Below are 18,007 nucleotides of genomic sequence, written 5' to 3' on the forward strand. Positions count from 1 at the left end.
AATAGCCAATTTAAATCAAATTTAAATAAATTAGCCTTTGTACCTCCATCACTATGAAAAAAACCGTCCCGTATTTTTGTCTACTTGTTATCATTTTGCTTCAGGCATGTTCGGGGTCAAGGGAAAAAAAAGAAGAATTGAAATACGAAAGTGATCTTATTGACTCCTTGGCCAATACACGCAAGGAGATCAGTTTTTACTTTTTTGACGAACAAAAGGACTTTCCTGATGCCATTATTGAGATGTATTCTCCATTAAACTTGGAGCGTTTCAAACCAGGCAAAGTCCCTTTTGAATTCAACATTAAAAATTACCCTTTCGGAGAAGGTTTGGCAGGATTTCAATTGAATATTATTCTTAACTCAGGAGATCCAATAGGGTACAATTCACCCATTTTTCAAAGAGACTTAAATGAAGGTACTTACAGGGTAGTAGCCTATCTTTTGGATAACGAGGGACTTGCTCTCAAAGAATTCGGGAATTATGTTGATCGTGACTTTTTGGTGGGTGATTCTAGACCGTTTCCATACTCAGCAGAACCTTATTTGGCAATGAACCTTCCCATCAATGGACAGACCTATATAGAAGATGAGGAAATTACCATAGATTTTTTGGTTATTGGCGGAGACATGCTTTTGGACAATCTCAAAGTGCAGGTCAGAGTCGGTGAATATTCCTATGAAATCAATGAGGCATATCCTATACGAATATCAGACTTGCCAAAAGGGGATTACAACCTACAGCTTAAACTGCTGAAAAAAGACGGGACAGAGTTGGATGGGCCTTTTTCCAGTGTTCAAAAGGCAATCATTGTTAAATAATTAAAGCCAAAGAATCTTTTTCGATTATGATATAATTGATGTTAGCACCCTCTCAATTGGTGAACATCCTTATCTTTGCACCTTTCATTCATACCATACAAAACACATTATGTTACTTGTCAATGCCATCAGGGACAACTTTGAAACTGTATTGCAGGGATTGCACAAACGCAATTTTGCAAAAGCAGAAACTATACTACTCCAAGTTTTGGAAATCGATAAAAACCGGAAAGAAACCCAAGCCCAAAGGGACAATCTTCAAGCCGAATCCAACACGATTTCAAGACAGATTGGAGCCTTGATGAAGGAAGGCGAAAAAGAAGAAGCGGAAAAAATAAAATTCAGGACTTCTGAAATCAAAGAACAGATCAAAACTTTAGAGTCTTCCTACACGAATTATGAGGAGGAATTGAAACAACTTTTATTTACCATTCCTAATGTCCCTCATGTATCTGTACCCAAAGGTAAATCAGCGGAAGACAATGAGGTCGTTTTCGAACATGGTAAAATCCCTTCGCTACCTGAAAACAAATTACCCCATTGGGAACTGATCAAAAAATATGACATTATTGATTTTGATCTGGGAGTTAAAATAGCAGGTGCAGGATTCCCCGTTTACAAGGGAAAAGGTGCAAGACTCCAAAGGGCTTTGATCAATTTCTTTTTGGATGAGGCTTTGAAAGCCGGATATATAGAAGTTCAACCACCAATTTTGGTCAATGAGGATTCTGGCTATGGCACAGGACAACTTCCTGACAAAGAAGGTCAGATGTATGAAGCGACAGTTGACAAGCTTTTTCTGATCCCGACGGCGGAAGTTCCCATCACCAATATGTATAGGGATGTGATACTAGACGAAAAGGACCTCCCAATCAAAAATGTGGGCTATACGCCTTGCTTTAGAAGAGAGGCCGGAAGTTGGGGTGCGCATGTCAGGGGGCTGAACAGGTTGCATCAATTTGATAAGGTGGAAATTGTACACATTTCTCATCCTGACCAATCTTACGATACTTTGGAGGAAATGAGCAAGTATGTTCAAAACCTGCTGCAAAAATTAGAACTCCCTTATCGGGTGTTAAAACTTTGCGGCGGTGATATGGGTTTCACTTCAGCATTGACTTATGACATTGAAGTCTTCTCTGCTGCACAGGAAAGATGGCTTGAAGTCAGTTCAGTATCCAATTTTGAAACCTATCAGGCCAACAGACTCAAATTACGCTTCAGAGGAGAGGATAAAAAAACACAGCTGGCTCATACCCTCAATGGTAGTGCTTTGGCTTTACCAAGAATAGTAGCTTCCATTTTGGAGAACAACCAAACAGAGGTTGGCATCAAAATGCCTGAGGTTTTGGTGTCCTATTTGGGTTTTGATCAAATTTGATTTACAAGAAATGAAGACAAATAAAATATTAGCTATGGCAATTGGAAGTTCACTTGTCCTTTCATGCCAGCAAGAAAATAAATTCCCAACTATAGAAGTGGATTATCCTGAAAATACAAAAATCGACCATGTGGATACCTATTGGGGTGAAACTGTCGCAGATCCATACCGATGGATGGAAGATGACTATGCTGAAGAAACCAAAGCTTGGGTTGTTGCACAGAATGAAGTTACTTTTGGTTATTTGGAGCAAATTCCATTTAGAGAAGCTATTAGAAAAAGACTGGAAGAAGTCTGGAATTACGAAAAATTATCTGCTCCGACGACATACGGAGATTACCAATACTATTATAAAAATGATGGGCTTCAAAACCAGTCAATCTTATATAGGAAGTCGGGCCCGGATGGAGAAGAAGAGTTGTTTTTAGACCCAAATAAACTTTCGGAAGATGGAACAACTTCTTTGGGAGGTGCATCATTTACAAAAGACGGGGAATTATTTGCTTATGCTGTTTCTGTTGCCGGTTCCGATTGGAGGGACATCTATGTCATGGATTCTAAAAGTAAGGATTTACTGGACGACAAGATAGTAGACGCTAAGTTTACAGGAATTGAATGGAAGGGAACAGAGGGATTTTTTTACAGCACCTATGACAAGCCTGATGGATCAAAATTATCTGCCCTGACCAATAACCACAAACTATATTACCACAAATTAGGAACCAACCAATCAGATGATGTATTAGTTTTTGGTGATGATGAAAGCCCAAGAAGATATGTTGGTGCTTCAGTTACTGAGGATGGGAAATATTTGGTGATCTCTGCAGCCAACAGCACTACCGGCAATGAATTATATATTCAGGACATTACTAAAGCATTTTCTCCCATCGTTCCTATGGTGTCGGATATGGAAAGTACCCATTATGTGGTTGACCACCAAGATGGAGAACTGTTCATTTTCACCAATCTGAATGCACCAAACAATAAATTGGTGAAAACTAGCATTGATGCTTTACCTCCACAATATTGGAATGATGTAATCCCTGAAACGGAAAATGTCATGGATATCTCAAAAGGTTGGGGTAAATTTTTTGCCACTTATCTCAAAGATGCTGTCACTGAAGTCCAGCAATTTGATTATACAGGCAAGCAGGAAAGAATAGTCGAATTGCCCGGTGTAGGCTCTGCGGGGGGATTTTCTACGAAGAAAGAAGAATCAGAACTCTATTTCACTTTCACTTCCTATATTACTCCGGGCTCTATTTACCGATATGATATTGCCACAGGAAAAAGTGAATTGTATAATAGGCCTCTGGTAAAATTTGATCCCGAGCAATTTGAAAGTCAACAGGTATTCTACACTTCCAAAGACGGGACTAAAATCCCTATGATCATTACACATAAAAAAGGTCTTAAAAAAGACGGTAAAAACCCTACTATACTATATGGCTACGGAGGTTTCGGGGTAAGTCTAACACCTTCCTTTAGCATAGCCAATACAGTTTGGTTGGAAAATGGCGGCATTTTTGCAGTCCCAAATATTAGGGGTGGTGGTGAATATGGTGAAAATTGGCACCTCGCTGGCACTAAAATGAAAAAGCAAAATGTGTTCGATGATTTTATTGCAGCAGGAGAATACCTCATCAGTGAAGGTTATACCTCTTCAGATTATCTTGCCCTTAGAGGCGGTAGCAATGGAGGCCTTTTAGTAGGTGCAGTAATGACCCAAAGACCTGAACTCGCAAAAGTGACTTTCCCGGCTGTAGGGGTATTGGATATGTTGAGGTATCATCAGTTTACTGCGGGTGCGGGGTGGGCTTATGATTATGGAACAGCCGACGACAATGAAGAAATGTACAAGTACCTAAAAGGATATTCTCCTTTACACAATTTAAAACCAGCAGCTTATCCAGCTACCATGGTGACCACTGCAGACCATGATGACAGGGTAGTCCCTGCCCATTCCTTCAAATTTGCAGCAACCCTACAAAATGCACATCAAGGTGAAAATCCAGTTCTAATCCGCATTGAGACAAATGCAGGACACGGTGCAGGAAAACCAACCGCCATGCAAATTGCGGAAATCGCAGATATTTTTGCCTTTGGACTCTACAATATGGGAATTGAATACCCTAGAAAATAGATGAAAAAGCTGCTCATTTTAATTCTTATCTTGTCCTGTTGCGGGTCAATATTTTCCCAAACCATCCAGGATGAAAAAACTGCCATTAAGCATACCATACAACTTTATTTTGATGGCATGATGGAAAGGGACGGTTCAAAACTCGATGCAGCTTTTGATCCATCAGCAAGGTTAATCGGATATCGGGGGGAGAATTTCAAAGTAACCCCCTATGAAGAATGGGCTTCCGGAGTGGCAAAAGGGGAAAAAAGAGACCCTAGCCTTTTTGACAATAGATTACTGGAAATTGAAATCAAAGGCTACACTGCTTTGGCCAAAACAGAACTATTCTGGCCGGGAGTTTATTATTATGACTACCTGACTTTGATCAAAATTGATGGTCAATGGAAAATAGTCCATAAGACATGGTATGAGGAAAAGAGGTGAAAAACATACCCACCAAAAATTGAAATTTTGGAGGGTTCATTTGAATTGACATTTAAGTTTGCGTTCCCTTCATAAAACCCAAACCCAATTCAGCTGATTTCATTAATCAAAGCTAAATCATCTTTCTAAAAGTTTGTTCCGAAGATGGAGCATATTGAAATGAACATTTTTATGCTATATTTATGTATTACAAGTGAACACAAATGATATCACAATGAATACAAATAGCGAAAGAAAATCAAGATCGGTAAGAATCAAAACAGAGTTAGACAAGCATCTGGAGAATTTGGCAAAAAAGGAAAACAGGAGTGTGAATAACCTGATTGAAACGTTATTGACCAAAGCTTCAGATTTCCGTGAACTAAATGAAGATACCAAACAATCTATAGAGGAAGCGATAAAGGAAAAGTCCTCCCAGAAGCGATATACCGATATGGATCAGCTTTTTAAGGATTTGGGTAAATGATTAATTATCATATTGTCTATTCAAGCAGGTTCAAAAAGGATTTCAAGAAGTTCCTCAAAAAAAAGCGTGAATTATTGGATATTCAGAGGGCAATATCTCTCCTTGCTGAAAATGGACACGAAGCTATGCCTGAAAAAATGAAACCCCATAAGCTTGTGGGCAATTATTCAGGATTTTGGGAATGTCACATTCTCCCAGGCTTGCTTCTGATATGGGAGCAAACCGAATATCCAAAAGAGATTTACTTGGTACGGCTTGGTTCTCATTCTGAGTTATTCTAAACGGTTTATTAGTTAATAATGTCCTGCCTTCAAAAATTATCTGCTTACTGGCAACAATGCGAATGATTATAAAGACAAACCCACCAAAAAAAGTTTATTTTGGTGGGTTTGTAGTTTTATTTGTTTAATTCAAATTACCTATTTCAATTTCCCCTCAGTATCAATAAAATCTCCTTTGATCGTTACATTTTGACCTCTTTGAAAATTACCAAAAATGGTGACTTTATTTCCTTCTCCTACAAATTCCAAGGTAGAACCTGAGTTAAGATTCAGATTACCGTAAATCACCAGATCCCCAAATACTTTCATAGTAGCATTGCTGTTGATGGAAAGATTGTTATTCTTATTATACTGACCAAAAACCAGGGAACCATTCATTAGGAACATCCCGTCGCTATTGATATTTAAACTACTTTCAATTGCCATTGATCCACAAAAAGTCAAATTGCCGCCAACATTGACATTTTTGAGAGAAACAGCCCCAGCATAACCCACATTTTCGCCTGTATTCACATTTAAGTTTGCATTGCCATCATAAACACCAAATCCATTACAACTGATTTCATTAGTCAAAGCCAATTCATCTTTTTGGGTCAAATTCAGGATTTGGAGACCCTGACGGCCGGACGCTACAAAAATGAACCCATTATAAGCTTTGATAAAATTTGAGGAACCTGATATTCCTAGAATACCGATTTCTTCCAAAACATCGTTTTCAACAATCTGTGAAACAGCGACACCTGCACCGCCATTCGCCATAAAGACTTTGCCATCAGCATAAGACACTGCATTGGTCACTACATCCCCCTCTTCTACCCCTTCAGGTTTGATAGGAATGGAAAGCCGCTGCAAAAAAGAACCTGTTGAGGTTGAATAAACACCTACACCTCTTAGGCCTTCTGAGGCGAATAACAGTCCCGGCGCCATGTCCAATGTCCTTTTGGACTCTGCAATATCCTTTTCAATCCAGATGTTTTGAATGGTTTCCAGGTTTGAAGGTTTAAGGATTTTTATGCCATCTGTTCCACTAAGCACAGCGATTACATCATTGCCAAATTTGACAGCCCTCAAATCGTCCAAGTGAAAGTTTTTGTGCATTTCGCCTGTGCCATTAAACAAACCGACCAGGCCATTGCTGCCACTTGCCACTGCAATATCCTCTGATGTGGTACAGACATCCACCGCCGCATAGCCTTCAATGTCATATTTGGAAAATTCTGAAGTAAATTTTCCATTGCTTACATGAACCTTCACAAGTTGTGCAGCAGTCTTGATATTGGGTTCCTGATCGATGTCAAAGGCGGCAGCAGCATACAAAACACCGTTTTTGAAACTAAGGGAATTTACATCTCCATTTTTAAAAACGGCCTGACTGATGATCTGTGGATGCAGTGGATCGGTAATGTCAAATATTTCGATGGCCCCCAAAAATACAGGTCCAACAGTATTGTAACTGACAAAGGCATAATTATCTGAAATATCCACATGGGTTGCAGTCAATTCCTTGCCCTCCAAAACCGGTGGCTTGACCTGGGAAACCATCATGAGCGGTACTTTTCCTGCGGGCAGGTCTTCTTCGGAAAGCCTTCCGTTCAATATATCAGGGCCAAAGATTTCAACAACTCCTGAACCCTCCAAAGAAAATCGTTTGCTCAGGGATTCACTATTCGTATTTATTGTAATAGTAGGATCTGAAACAGGATTTTTGTCGTCAGGCACACATGCCATAATTGTGGCAGTAAATAATAAAACAAAGATAATTTTACGCGTCATTATCAATCGGTTAGGTTAGTTTATAAATTAAAACACTTTGGAATCTCTTGTTAGACAAAGGTTGAAAGCAAATCTGTCAATCAATCTTTATCAATTTTTTGATCAGGGACTTTTCATTTTGTTGGATATATACCAAATAAAATCCCGGTTTTAGCTTTGCTATATTTAATGCCAATTTATTGTCACTGAGAATTATCTGTTCAGGAATCATTTTTGCTCCTTTACTATCCATCAAAAAGACCTGCAATTTGTCAATCCCAGTGGACTGGATATAGAATTCATCCCTAACTGGATTAGGATATAAGTGAATGTCCCAATCCGAAATAAAATCCACCCTAATGACACTGGTAAAATCAGTATTTTCATTAAAGTCAACCTGTTTAATTCGATAATAATTAGGCCCTATTGAAGGATGGCTATCCCAATCCTGGTAATGCACTGGACTTTCACTATTCCCAACACCTTTGACCTGCCCTAAGTCTATCCATGATTTGGCATCTTTGGAACGTTGAATAACAAATCCATTATTGTCCTTTTCCATTGCGGTTCCCCATTCCAATTTAATTTTATTTTCCATGGTTTTTCCATGGAAATAGATCCATTGAACAGGCAAAATCCGAAAGGACTGATTGACCTCGGTATTATAGGAACCTGCCCAGGTGTTAATGGTGATGTTGTTGCTGAAGCCATTGTCACCTGTAGCCCACCATTTACGGTTAGGCCCAGGTAATCCTGTTGTATTTACCATGATGGACTGTGGGCTGTCACTTGGTGTAAGACCGCTTCTTGGGATCAATGAATCATCCCAAAAGATATTGTTATTGGCCACGGCACCTGGTCTGATATTGGTAACGGTCATTCCTAAACTTTGCTCCAGATCAAAAATGGGGAAATGGACAGGGTAAAATACCACAGTGGCAATTACCTCAACATTGGTATCCGGAGGCACAACAGCTCCTTGTGCATCTTCTCCGTTCCAATAGATTTGATAAGTACCGGGTGCGGGATATTCCTTGGAAATCAGTAAATCAATACCATCATCATAGGTGTAATTGCCATTGAGGTCTATCAGTATATCCACTACGGCAGGCAGGCTGATTGTAAGTTTAATTGTCGCCTCGCCTCCATGTGCCGGTGCAGCCTTCTCTTGATAGTTGATATTCAAAGAAGCAGAAGGCGCTGAAGTAGATTTCCAAATTGTAGGATCAGGATCATTGATAAACAAAGGGTATTGATAATTGGAGGAGGTACCGCTGATCGACTTTCTGTTTTCATCAAAGGAAAGCGTGTTTCTGGGGCCATCCTTATTGGCAAAAAAATTAGTCCATCCACCGCTCGAACCTGCAAAATTGATGTATTTGACAAAATAGTCATCACCTGCTGCCGAATAGGTATTGTCTACAGGGACGTAAAATCCGAAATCATTATGAAAAGAATATTTGTCTGCTGAAGCTTTTGTCAAAGTGAGACTACTGATTGAAGGGTTTTGCCTTGAATTGACGATACTCCAGAATCTGGAATAAACCCGACCAGGGATTTCGGAATAGCTCCCAGAAGAACCTGAAGCAACCGTGATATCCCAAAAATTGATATTGAAACCACCTGTGATATGATTGTTGGAAGTATTGGAAATCTCAACCCAAAATGCCCTGGCCGCTCCGGTATTATTGACGAAAGAATACGCATGATATCCAGATCCGGTCACTTGCGATGGACCACTGTTGGTTGCACCAGCAGAAGGAGGCCTTCCCTGGGAAGAACCATTGCTGCTTGCATTATAATCCTGGGAAACTCTTTGAGTCCGTCCGGCACCACTTGTCCCTGTTGGAAAAAATTCTGAGCTATTGGCATCGTATAAAAATCTAACTCTAATATCACCTGAAGATCCTTCTCTGCGAAATCCCCAGAAAACTGTTTCTCCAGCTTTGGCATACACATATAATCTATGACCTCCATCATATCCCGAAACTCCGGAAGGAAGAAGCATATAGCCCCTATTTGCAAAACCACCCTCACCGGAATTACCCGGGTACCAAAGCCAGCTTTGGCGGTTATCACTTATTCCCCAAGTTGCTGAACCTTCTCCCAATGCAAGTAAAGAATCAACGCAAAACCAAATTAATAACAAGGCAACCTTGAAACCAAATGATTTCATATGAGGACAACCACTGAAGGGTTTGAACAGGAAAAACATAGTAAATAAAATTTAATCGTTTGGGTGATAATCAAAACTGTAAGGCTTTAAAAACCCTCAAAAAGTGGATGAAATAAAACAAGAAGAAGCTAATAACCAAACGGATCGTTTACAAAGCAGAATGGGCAATATAAAATTCATTTTTGAACCGAATAAAAAAACAACCTGCTAAAAAATCAATGTGCAATGTATATATATAGAATCCAAGTTACTTTTTCAAGACTTTGATATGCTCCACTTTTTGTCCCCATTGGATTTCCAATATGAAAACTCCTTTAGCAATCCCCGAAATCATTTGCCCAAGTATTTCATTCATTTCACCTTCAGTGGCAACTGAAATTAATTGAGAACTTGAAGTGGATTGGATAATTCTGAAGGAAAGGTTTTTCCCATCATATTCATCTGCATCCAAAAGACTCACTTTTAAGGTTTCACCATAATTGGGATTCGGATAGGCCCGCCAAAGACCCTTAGTAAATTGCAAAGCAGGCAACCTTACTGACAGTACACGGGAATGTTCTGATTTACCGGAAAAATCCACCTGGTTCAGCCTGTAGTAAAGATTCCCACCAGTCAATGGCAACTCTTTGTCCTCAAATTTATAATATACAGGCTCATCAGCATACCCCATACCTTCCACGCTACCTATAGTAGTCCAATTATTTACATTTTGAAAAGACCGCTGAACCTCAAAATGTGAATTTTCCCACTCTTTGGAAGTAGCCCAAGTGAGAAGGGACATTCTTTCATCCTCTACATATTGCGCTTTAATAAATATATATTCTACCGGTAAGATCCTGAAATTTTCATAGATAATATAAACAACCCCCGACCCTCCGGCCCCTCCACCAGTTCGACCGGCGCCACCACCTGATCCTGTCTTTTCTTGACCAGGTAGCCCTAATCCAGTTACATTTCCGGTTCCACCAATGACTCCAAAGCCTGGAGCACTTCCGCCAGTACCTGGATTCATCTGACCGCTATTTCCGCCATCGCCTGCTCCTCCACCTCCACCTCCATATCCAAACGGCAAACCGAATTGGTTGAAGGTAAGTCCTTGTCCACCATTCCCACCTTTTGATTGTCCTGAACCACGGGCATCACCCGTCTCTCCAAGGCCTCCAGCACCACCACCACCGCCGCCAGCTATGGCGGGACTTGAACCTGTACCCAAGTCTCCATTTCCGCCTGCATATCCCATTCCCGTGGTACCGGCACCACCAGAACCAATATAATTGGTGGGTAAATAATAAGCCCCTCCACCTCCGGATGCGCCATTTGATATTCCATTGGCAATATTACCAGAATTGTAGGAACCCCCGCCACCTCCACCAGGAGCTATGATGTTTACGGATGTGCCACCCATCATTCCAGTGAATGAGGAAGGTTCTCCATTGCCTCCACGGTTGTTGGTGGAAGTAGCTCCAAGTCCTCCCTGACCAACATTAATGTTAAATATCGTACCATCTTCTATACCATTGGGATTCGGACTGGAGACAACAGTGGTGACTAGGCCCCCTGCTCCACCTCCGCCAGCGGAGGTTCCCATTCCTCCTCCACCGCCAGATCCAACAGCGACTACCGTAAAATCCAATAAGCCTGTAGGAGCAACCCATTCATTGGTTGCGCAAGTGAATTCTATGATTGTAAAACCCGTCCTAGCACCGTCATCCCTTACTACAAAACAATTGTCGGGAGATATTGGTGGGCAGGAATATGAGATAATTACCAATCCTGGACCACCATTTCCACCTGTTCTATTATTACCTCGGGCACCTCCACCTCCACCGCCGGGTGCATTTCCATTTGCTCCATTTGAATTATTAGAAATTGCACCATTGCCTCCAGCGCCACCAGCGCCACCGCCTTGTCCTCCGTTACCTCCATTTGAAGATCCGTTTGGTAAGCCATTTACTCCAGCTCCAGAATTTCCTGTTCCTCCTGTACCAAATCCCCCAATAGATCCCGCATTGCCACCATTGGCATAAACAATCGCTGCCAAAAGGTCATCTGTTGCACTTCTGGTAACCAATGTCGGTCCACCATTAGGAGTGGTTAATGTTCCACCATCTCCGATTTTCACTCTGTAAGTTTGCCCTGGATTTACAGGGACTGTGATGGTAGCATATCCGCCACCACCGCCTCCGCCTCCAGTTTCAGCCGAAGTAGAATTTCCACCTTTTCCACCCCCACCCCACACTTTAATGGTAATTTCAAATATTCCAGCCGGCACATAGAAAAATCCATCCGCTTCATATACCGCCGCACAAATACCAAAAAATGTGATGTTGTTTTCCGTAAGGGTAATTGCACATGTATCAATAGGTCTCCTAATGGTCAAAATTTCCAAAGAAGTCAGGTCTGCATCAAAAACAGGAACTGTGGTAAAGGAACCTCTGCCATTGACCACATTCACTGTAGCAGTATATGGACCACCTGGATTGGCAAGCCCCATCCGATATGTTACTGTATAGGTCCCATTTGGTAGATTGGCCACGTCCCCACGTATGGTAACTGTGGCAGAACCCCCACTGTTACTTGGAGATACAGATGTGGTTGCTCTTAATTCATATACCGGAGAAACCACAATTGTACCTACTGCATTTACTGATCCACAACCACCTGTCAGCGGAATACTGTAATTATAGGTTCCAGATGCAGTCGGTGTACCGGAAATGGAAATTGTATTTCCTGTAAAAGAAGCCGTTACCCCTGGTGGTAAACCAACGGGAGAACCTATCCCCGTTGCCAATGTGGTATTGATGGAAACAGGATTAAGTACTTGGTTGACACATACCCTTGGTGCCAAAGGATTGGATGGGGTAAACGTGTTAATTTGTACAGTAATTGGGGTGGAAACCCTTGGTACAGCCGCAAAACAACCGTTGCTGTTGGCATAATTGATAGAAATAGATTTTGAGCCTGGAGTCAACCACCTCACTGTTAGCAAATCATCTGTTGAAGTTCCCCCAATAATAATGACATAGTCTATTCCTGGTGTTCCCGGAAGTGTCCATACATAATCAGACTGTCCTGCTTGGGTAGTATAAGTGATGTCCTGACCCACACAGAAATTACCGGAAGGCTGGGTTTCAAAAGTGACCACCGGCAACGGATTCACTGTCTGAGGTCCAGAAACAGCACTGTAAACCAAATCACCGATTCCACAGAAGTTTGAAAAAACTTCTACATAATAATACATTGTACCTTCCACATTGGAGGGTGGAGTGAAAATATTTGAATTTGCTCCCGCAATCAGGGTTCCTCCTGAATTGGATGCTATAGTATTGCTGTACCATCGATAGCTTAACCCTGTGAGACGGGATACCCCTATAGAAGAGAATCCGGAATTGAGACAAACCTCCTGTGCTGGGGTAACTTGGTTGGGTATGTTGGGATAAGCATTCACCCTGATGGTCCCCGTTGCGCTTGCTTCTCCGCAGCCACCAACCAAAGGAATACTATAATCAAAGACACCAGATTGGGTTGGTGTTCCACTAATGATAATTTCGTTTGCTGACCAGATTGCATCCACTCCGTCAGGAAGATTAACTGGCACTCCTATTCCTGTTGCCTCAAAAGTGAGATGGGTAATGTCAGGAATGGCATCATTGACGCAGACAGTGGGAGAAATGGAGCCAGGCTCAGCAGCATTCCCCGGATAAACTTCAAAGGCCCCTGAAACAGGACTGGCAACCGTAAGAGGATCACCACATAAGCCAGTAACTTCCACATAATAATAAAAAGTACCTAAACTATTTGTTGGAGGAATAAATTCATGGGAATTAGCTCCAACTACCGGTATGCCTCCGAAATTTTTCGAAAAAGTATTTTCAAACCATTGATAGGTAAAACCTAATTGAGGACTTATGTAAATAGGGTCAAATGTAGATCCCAAACAAGAAATCTGGCCATCCAATGAAGGATCAATAATTGCTACAATAGAGTTGATAACAATAGTTCCTGTGGCATTTTCGGTGCCGCAGCCATCAATTAGGGGTATAGTATAATCAAAAGTACCTGATTCAGTGGGTGTTCCTGAAAAAACTATATCGTTCCCTATCAGGTCCGCACTGACTCCAGCAGGCAAACCAACGGCAGTCCCAATAATTGTTACGCCTGTAATGGGCTGGATCGCACCCGGTGGTAATGGAGAACCTTCACAGAAGGTATTGGCAGTGATGGTCCCCGCCGTACGATTTGGTGAAACTGAAATTGTTCCTGTGAGCACATTGCTTTCACAAGCCCCAATAGGTGTAATGGTATATTCAAAAGTTCCTGCTTGCGAAGGGGCGCCACTGATGATAATGTCGCCATTACTGTAAGTTGCCGCAACCCCATCAGGTAAACCTGAAAAGGTAGCCCCGTAGGCTCCAACAAGTTCGTAAGTGATGTTGGCAATAGGTGCATTGATACACACTGATTGATTATTTGAGCCTAGTCCTGAGGCGAGTGTGGCAGAACAGGACCAGGAAACAATTATTCTCCCATTTCCACCATTTCCACCTTGAACTCCGTTCCCACCTTCGCCTCCACCACCACCTCCTGGCAAAGCACCATCATTTCCGTTGTTCCCATTATTACCTCCATTTCCGCCAGAACCTGCCCCATTTATTCCAACGCCACCAGCTCCCCCATTATTATTCCCTGTTCCAACTCCAATTACACCGTTTCCAGCTGTATTTCCAGCTGCACCTCCGCCTGCACCTCCTCTATTATTGCTATCTGCTTGGGTACCGCCATTACCTCCGGATCTATTATTGGTTAACCCTCCACTGGCATTGCCTCCTGCTCCTCCAAATCTTCCAGAAGCACCAGTACCCCCATTTGCAACCAAACTTCCAAAAACACTTTGACCGCCATTGCTTGCAGTAGTGGTACTAGCACCAAATCCGCCGGTTCCCACAACATAAATGATTGGAGAACCAGGTGAAACTGTGAAATTAATGGATTGGGAAAAACCACCGCCACCACCACCACCAGCACCCCTACTATTTCCACTTGCATAATATCCACCACCACCTCCCGCACCCCAAACACTCACATTTATTGATGTGATTTTATCAGGAACGATAAATGTTCCACTGGAATCAAAAGTGCGGGTTACAGTTTGAGAGAAGGACATATGAACACCACCGGTAAAAAATACCACCAATAAAAAAACCTTTGAGATTTTTTTTAATTTAAAAAGATAGAAATCCCAAGATTGGGATAAAATCAAACTCATTTGGAGGACAAATATTTGGGTGATCAATTGAATTATAGGGTGAATATTCCTATAAAAAACATTGAAATAAAAGGAGTTTAATTCACATTAACAAAAACCCGATTTACAAAACAAAAAATCTGATTTGAAATCCATTAAGGTTTAAAGGAAAACATTCAAGTTTATTAATTGTATAATAAGAGGGAAAAATAACTCTATAAATTCAAAACCTTGATATGCTTTACTTTTGTCCCCAACGGATTTCAACGACAAACAAGCCCCTTGACATTTTGGGTACCCATGCTGCCAGTATTTCGTTCATTTTTTCTTCAGTAGAAACAGTCATGGATTAAGAATTTTTTTCTATCAATCAACCCTAAAAAAATGAACTCTCCAAAAATTCAATCTTTTGGAGAGTTATTCATAAATACCATTTAATTATTTTCTAAGCACCTTGATATGCTCCACTTTTTGCCCCCAACGGATTTCGACGACAAACAATCCTCTTGACATTCTGGGCACCCATCCTGCTAAGATCTCGTTCATTTCTTCTTCAGTGGAAACAGTCATGGATTCAGAGACTGAATTGGCTTGGATAAGTCTGAATGTTAAGGCTTCATCATTGTACCCATTCCTGTCCAATAAACTTACCCTTAATTGATCATTTACGGTTGGGTTGGGATAGGCTCTCCAAACGCCTTGAGTAACATGTATTTTAGGAAGATTTACAGAAACTACGCTTGAATATTCAAACTTTCCGCTGAAATCTATCTGTTTTAGCCTGTAATAAACCAAGCCGCCCGAAAGCGGTAAATTTTTATCTTCAAATGAATAGGATGTTATGGTCTCAGTCCAACCCATTCCCTTCACCTGACCTATTTTTTCAAAATTTTTGATGTTCAATTCAGACCTTTCAATTTCGAAGTGACTGTTTTCCCATTCTTTGGCAGTGTACCAAGAAATTACGCTAGAAAAAATTTGATCTAAAAACTTAATTTCAAAATTTAAAAACTCAACTGGTAGAATTCTAGACGATAGAAATCTAATTATTACAATACCAGATGAACCATTACCTCCTCTTGAAAATCCAACACCTCCACCAGATCCAGTGTTTATTAAACCATTACCGCCTGCTCCTGTTGCTCCTGATGCTTGTGTATTATTTCCATTTCCGCCAATGCCCGAGCCTCCAGGTAAAGCACCTCCCTGGCCACCAGGATTACCTCCGACACCTCCCCCTCCTGCAGCAAAAATATTTTGAGGGGCGGAGGCAACAATTATAGGTAAACCATTTGTAATTGGGTATATCCTACCAGGCCCACCAGCACCACCATTTGTTGCACCTTGAGGTTCTAGTCCTTGCCCACCGGCACCGCCACCACCACCACCGCCAGTAACATTATCATTAATATTGCCGGTCCCATTTCCTCCACGGTTTCCAGCACTCGAATTCCCTCCAATACCTGTTCTTGAAGTTCCACCTCCTCCTGATCCACCATTACCACCGTTTCTCTGTAAACCATCAAAATCACTTCCTGTTAAAGCGCTTCCTCCTCCACCGCCACCTTCGCTAATAATATGTGGAAATTGTGCCGTCTCAATACTTGAATTTACACCCATATTTCCCCTTCTATTTGTAGCAGTAGCACCCAATCCACCGCTGCCTATTGTAATATTCAACGGCAAATCATTTAAGGTTAGATTAACCGGATTGGTGACATAGACAGCACCACCGGCACCGCCACCGCCACCACCTCTGCTAATATCTGTATCTCTTCTTCCGCCTCCACCGCCACCAGCAATGACCAAAGCTCCTTCAAGTTCGACTAATCCTGTTGGAGGCAACCACGTAGTATTACATTTAAAAACCACCACAACTGAACCATCATTCATATAATATTCCGTTGTACAAGGGTTTTTAATCACTAAAGAATCCAAGCTTTGGGCAAAAGTCTCAATAGCTCCACAAATAGAGATGCAGCAAAAAGAAAAAATTAAAAAAAAATATTTTTTCATGGTTTAAATTCATCTAAATGAATTTCAAATCTACATAATTGCTTTTCATTTTCCTATTAACTAAGAATAATTTTGTTGGATAATGTCTTTTCAAAAAGTTAATTTTATTATAACCTTCTTTGTTTATATTAAAGAAGGTTTTTAAATTTTAAATGTCCGCATCTTCGGTCTTCCGTCTCCCGTCTTCCGTCTTCCTTACTTCTTCAACAATTTAAAATGTTCCACTTTCTGTCCCCACTGGATTTCGATCATCAGAACTCCTCTCGGTACCCTTGCAACCAAACCACTTAAAACTTCATTCAATTCAGATTCAGAACCTGCCTGAACCCGGAAAGCAGTGGATGTAGAAGAGATGATTTTTACTGAGATAGTTTCACCGTTGTAAGATTGGAAATCGGCTAGCTTGATGTTAAGTGATTCACCTCCGATCAAAGGATTGGGATACACTTTCCAAACATTGACCATATTCTGATTGGAAGAAGGAAGACGAACAGACAGTACTTTACCAAAAGTCACTTTACCATCAAAATCAAACTGATTGATTCTATAATAAACCAAAGTTTCATTTGAAGGAAGGTTCCAATCTTCAAAGCTGTATTCGGTTACGCTTTCAGTCCATCCCATTCCGTTCACAGTTTCAATTACCCTGAAGTCATTGATATTGCCTATTGATCTTTCGATTTCGAAATGGCTGTTTTCTACTTCCTTACCAGTAGCCCACAAAATTGAATTAGTTCTATTATTGGAATTAAACTGAGCTTTGGTGTAAATATATTCCACGGGCATAATCCTACAAGAAGATGCAAAAGTTCCTTGAACTTTTTCTTGGGTATTACAATTGTTAGCTTCGCAAGGTGTAGGAAACATTCCGCAGACAAATACCTGCGCTTGTTCAGTTGCAATAACCTTTGCGCTTCCAACAGTTATAATATCACCACCAATATCTGTTTCACTAGTTCCCCCAAAAGTAATGTCGCTGGTACCTCTAACATCAAGGTTTTTTTCAATCATCACTTGAGCATTACCATAGGCATTCAATTGATTGCCAGAACCTCCTGTGATTATTACACTTCCACCAGTTCTAAAAAAACCATTGACATTAATTTCGGAATTATTTCCCCTGTAATCCACATCACCCTCAACAAACAATCCTCCACCCACCAATACATCAACCTTGGATCTCTGACCAAAATTAAATGACTTTACATTTAAAATACTGCTTGCAGCACCATCACCATTGATTATTAATTGGGCATTATTTTCAATGTCCATCAATCCTCCTGTAACATTAAAGCTACCG

General features: G+C 41.0%; 11 protein-coding genes. 6 read left to right on the forward strand and 5 right to left on the reverse strand.

Going from position 1 to position 18,007, the window contains the following annotated elements:
* Positions 1 to 53 precede the first annotated feature (53 nt).
* The 6 genes from ACEW8U_RS01585 to ACEW8U_RS01610 all read left to right on the forward strand — a co-directional run bounded on the left by ACEW8U_RS01585 (position 54) and on the right by ACEW8U_RS01610 (position 5,518).
* Positions 54 to 821 carry a hypothetical protein gene (locus ACEW8U_RS01585; RefSeq protein WP_373520282.1) on the forward strand — a complete coding sequence of 256 codons (768 nt, stop codon included), beginning with the start codon at positions 54 to 56 and terminating at the stop codon, positions 819 to 821.
* A 109-nt stretch (positions 822 to 930) separates the two neighbouring features.
* A complete protein-coding gene (gene serS / locus ACEW8U_RS01590) occupies positions 931 to 2,202 on the forward strand; it encodes a serine--tRNA ligase (protein WP_373520283.1) in 1,272 nt (423 codons plus the stop codon).
* A 10-nt stretch (positions 2,203 to 2,212) separates the two neighbouring features.
* Complete coding sequence (locus ACEW8U_RS01595; RefSeq protein WP_373520284.1) at positions 2,213 to 4,345, forward strand: prolyl oligopeptidase family protein; 2,133 nt, start codon at positions 2,213 to 2,215, stop codon at positions 4,343 to 4,345.
* On the forward strand, positions 4,346 to 4,771 hold the full coding sequence (locus ACEW8U_RS01600) for a nuclear transport factor 2 family protein (protein WP_373520285.1): 426 nt from the start codon (positions 4,346 to 4,348) through the stop codon (positions 4,769 to 4,771). It abuts the gene before it with no gap.
* Positions 4,772 to 4,985: 214 nt separating this feature from the next.
* Entirely contained in the window at positions 4,986 to 5,237 is a 252-nt protein-coding gene (locus ACEW8U_RS01605; RefSeq protein ID WP_373520286.1) for a hypothetical protein, read from the forward strand.
* Positions 5,234 to 5,518 (forward strand): type II toxin-antitoxin system YafQ family toxin, encoded by a 285-nt coding sequence (locus ACEW8U_RS01610; RefSeq protein ID WP_373520287.1) that lies wholly within the window; start codon positions 5,234 to 5,236, stop codon positions 5,516 to 5,518. Before ACEW8U_RS01605 ends, ACEW8U_RS01610 begins: the two co-directional genes overlap by 4 nt.
* Before the next feature lie 138 nt (positions 5,519 to 5,656).
* On the opposite strand, the gene ACEW8U_RS01615 is transcribed toward ACEW8U_RS01610, so the two are convergent.
* The 5 genes from ACEW8U_RS01615 to ACEW8U_RS01635 all read right to left on the reverse strand — a co-directional run.
* Entirely contained in the window at positions 5,657 to 7,291 is a 1,635-nt protein-coding gene (locus ACEW8U_RS01615; RefSeq protein WP_373520288.1) for a hypothetical protein, read from the reverse strand.
* Positions 7,292 to 7,367: 76 nt separating this feature from the next.
* Positions 7,368 to 9,485: a T9SS type A sorting domain-containing protein gene (locus ACEW8U_RS01620; protein WP_373520289.1), complete on the reverse strand. Its 2,118-nt coding sequence runs from the start codon at positions 9,483 to 9,485 to the stop codon at positions 7,368 to 7,370.
* A gap of 208 nt (positions 9,486 to 9,693) precedes the next feature.
* Positions 9,694 to 14,712, reverse strand: coding sequence for a glycine-rich domain-containing protein (locus ACEW8U_RS01625; RefSeq protein ID WP_373520290.1), 5,019 nt, complete (start codon positions 14,710 to 14,712; stop codon positions 9,694 to 9,696).
* Positions 14,713 to 15,129: 417 nt separating this feature from the next.
* Positions 15,130 to 16,707 (reverse strand): glycine-rich domain-containing protein, encoded by a 1,578-nt coding sequence (locus tag ACEW8U_RS01630; protein WP_373520291.1) that lies wholly within the window; start codon positions 16,705 to 16,707, stop codon positions 15,130 to 15,132.
* Between the two features lie 195 nt (positions 16,708 to 16,902).
* A partial coding sequence (locus ACEW8U_RS01635) for a hypothetical protein (RefSeq protein WP_373520292.1) occupies positions 16,903 to 18,007 on the reverse strand: 1,105 nt, incomplete at its 5' end.

Source organism: Aquiflexum sp. (genome assembly GCF_041751335.1).
GTDB lineage: Bacteria > Bacteroidota > Bacteroidia > Cytophagales > Cyclobacteriaceae > Aquiflexum.

Bases quoted from the DNA above. Each gene is read 5' to 3' on its own strand.
- ACEW8U_RS01585 (WP_373520282.1), top strand. From the start codon at position 54: ATGAAAAAAACCGTCCCGTATTTTTGTCTACTTGTTATCATTTTGCTT.
- serS (WP_373520283.1), top strand. From the start codon at position 931: ATGTTACTTGTCAATGCCATCAGGGACAACTTTGAAACTGTATTGCAG.
- ACEW8U_RS01595 (WP_373520284.1), top strand. From the start codon at position 2,213: ATGAAGACAAATAAAATATTAGCTATGGCAATTGGAAGTTCACTTGTC.
- ACEW8U_RS01600 (WP_373520285.1), top strand. From the start codon at position 4,346: ATGAAAAAGCTGCTCATTTTAATTCTTATCTTGTCCTGTTGCGGGTCA.
- ACEW8U_RS01605 (WP_373520286.1), top strand. From the start codon at position 4,986: ATGAATACAAATAGCGAAAGAAAATCAAGATCGGTAAGAATCAAAACA.
- ACEW8U_RS01610 (WP_373520287.1), top strand. From the start codon at position 5,234: ATGATTAATTATCATATTGTCTATTCAAGCAGGTTCAAAAAGGATTTC.
- ACEW8U_RS01615 (WP_373520288.1), bottom strand. From the start codon at position 7,291: ATGACGCGTAAAATTATCTTTGTTTTATTATTTACTGCCACAATTATG.
- ACEW8U_RS01620 (WP_373520289.1), bottom strand. From the start codon at position 9,485: ATGTTTTTCCTGTTCAAACCCTTCAGTGGTTGTCCTCATATGAAATCA.
- ACEW8U_RS01625 (WP_373520290.1), bottom strand. From the start codon at position 14,712: ATGAGTTTGATTTTATCCCAATCTTGGGATTTCTATCTTTTTAAATTA.
- ACEW8U_RS01630 (WP_373520291.1), bottom strand. From the start codon at position 16,707: ATGAAAAAATATTTTTTTTTAATTTTTTCTTTTTGCTGCATCTCTATT.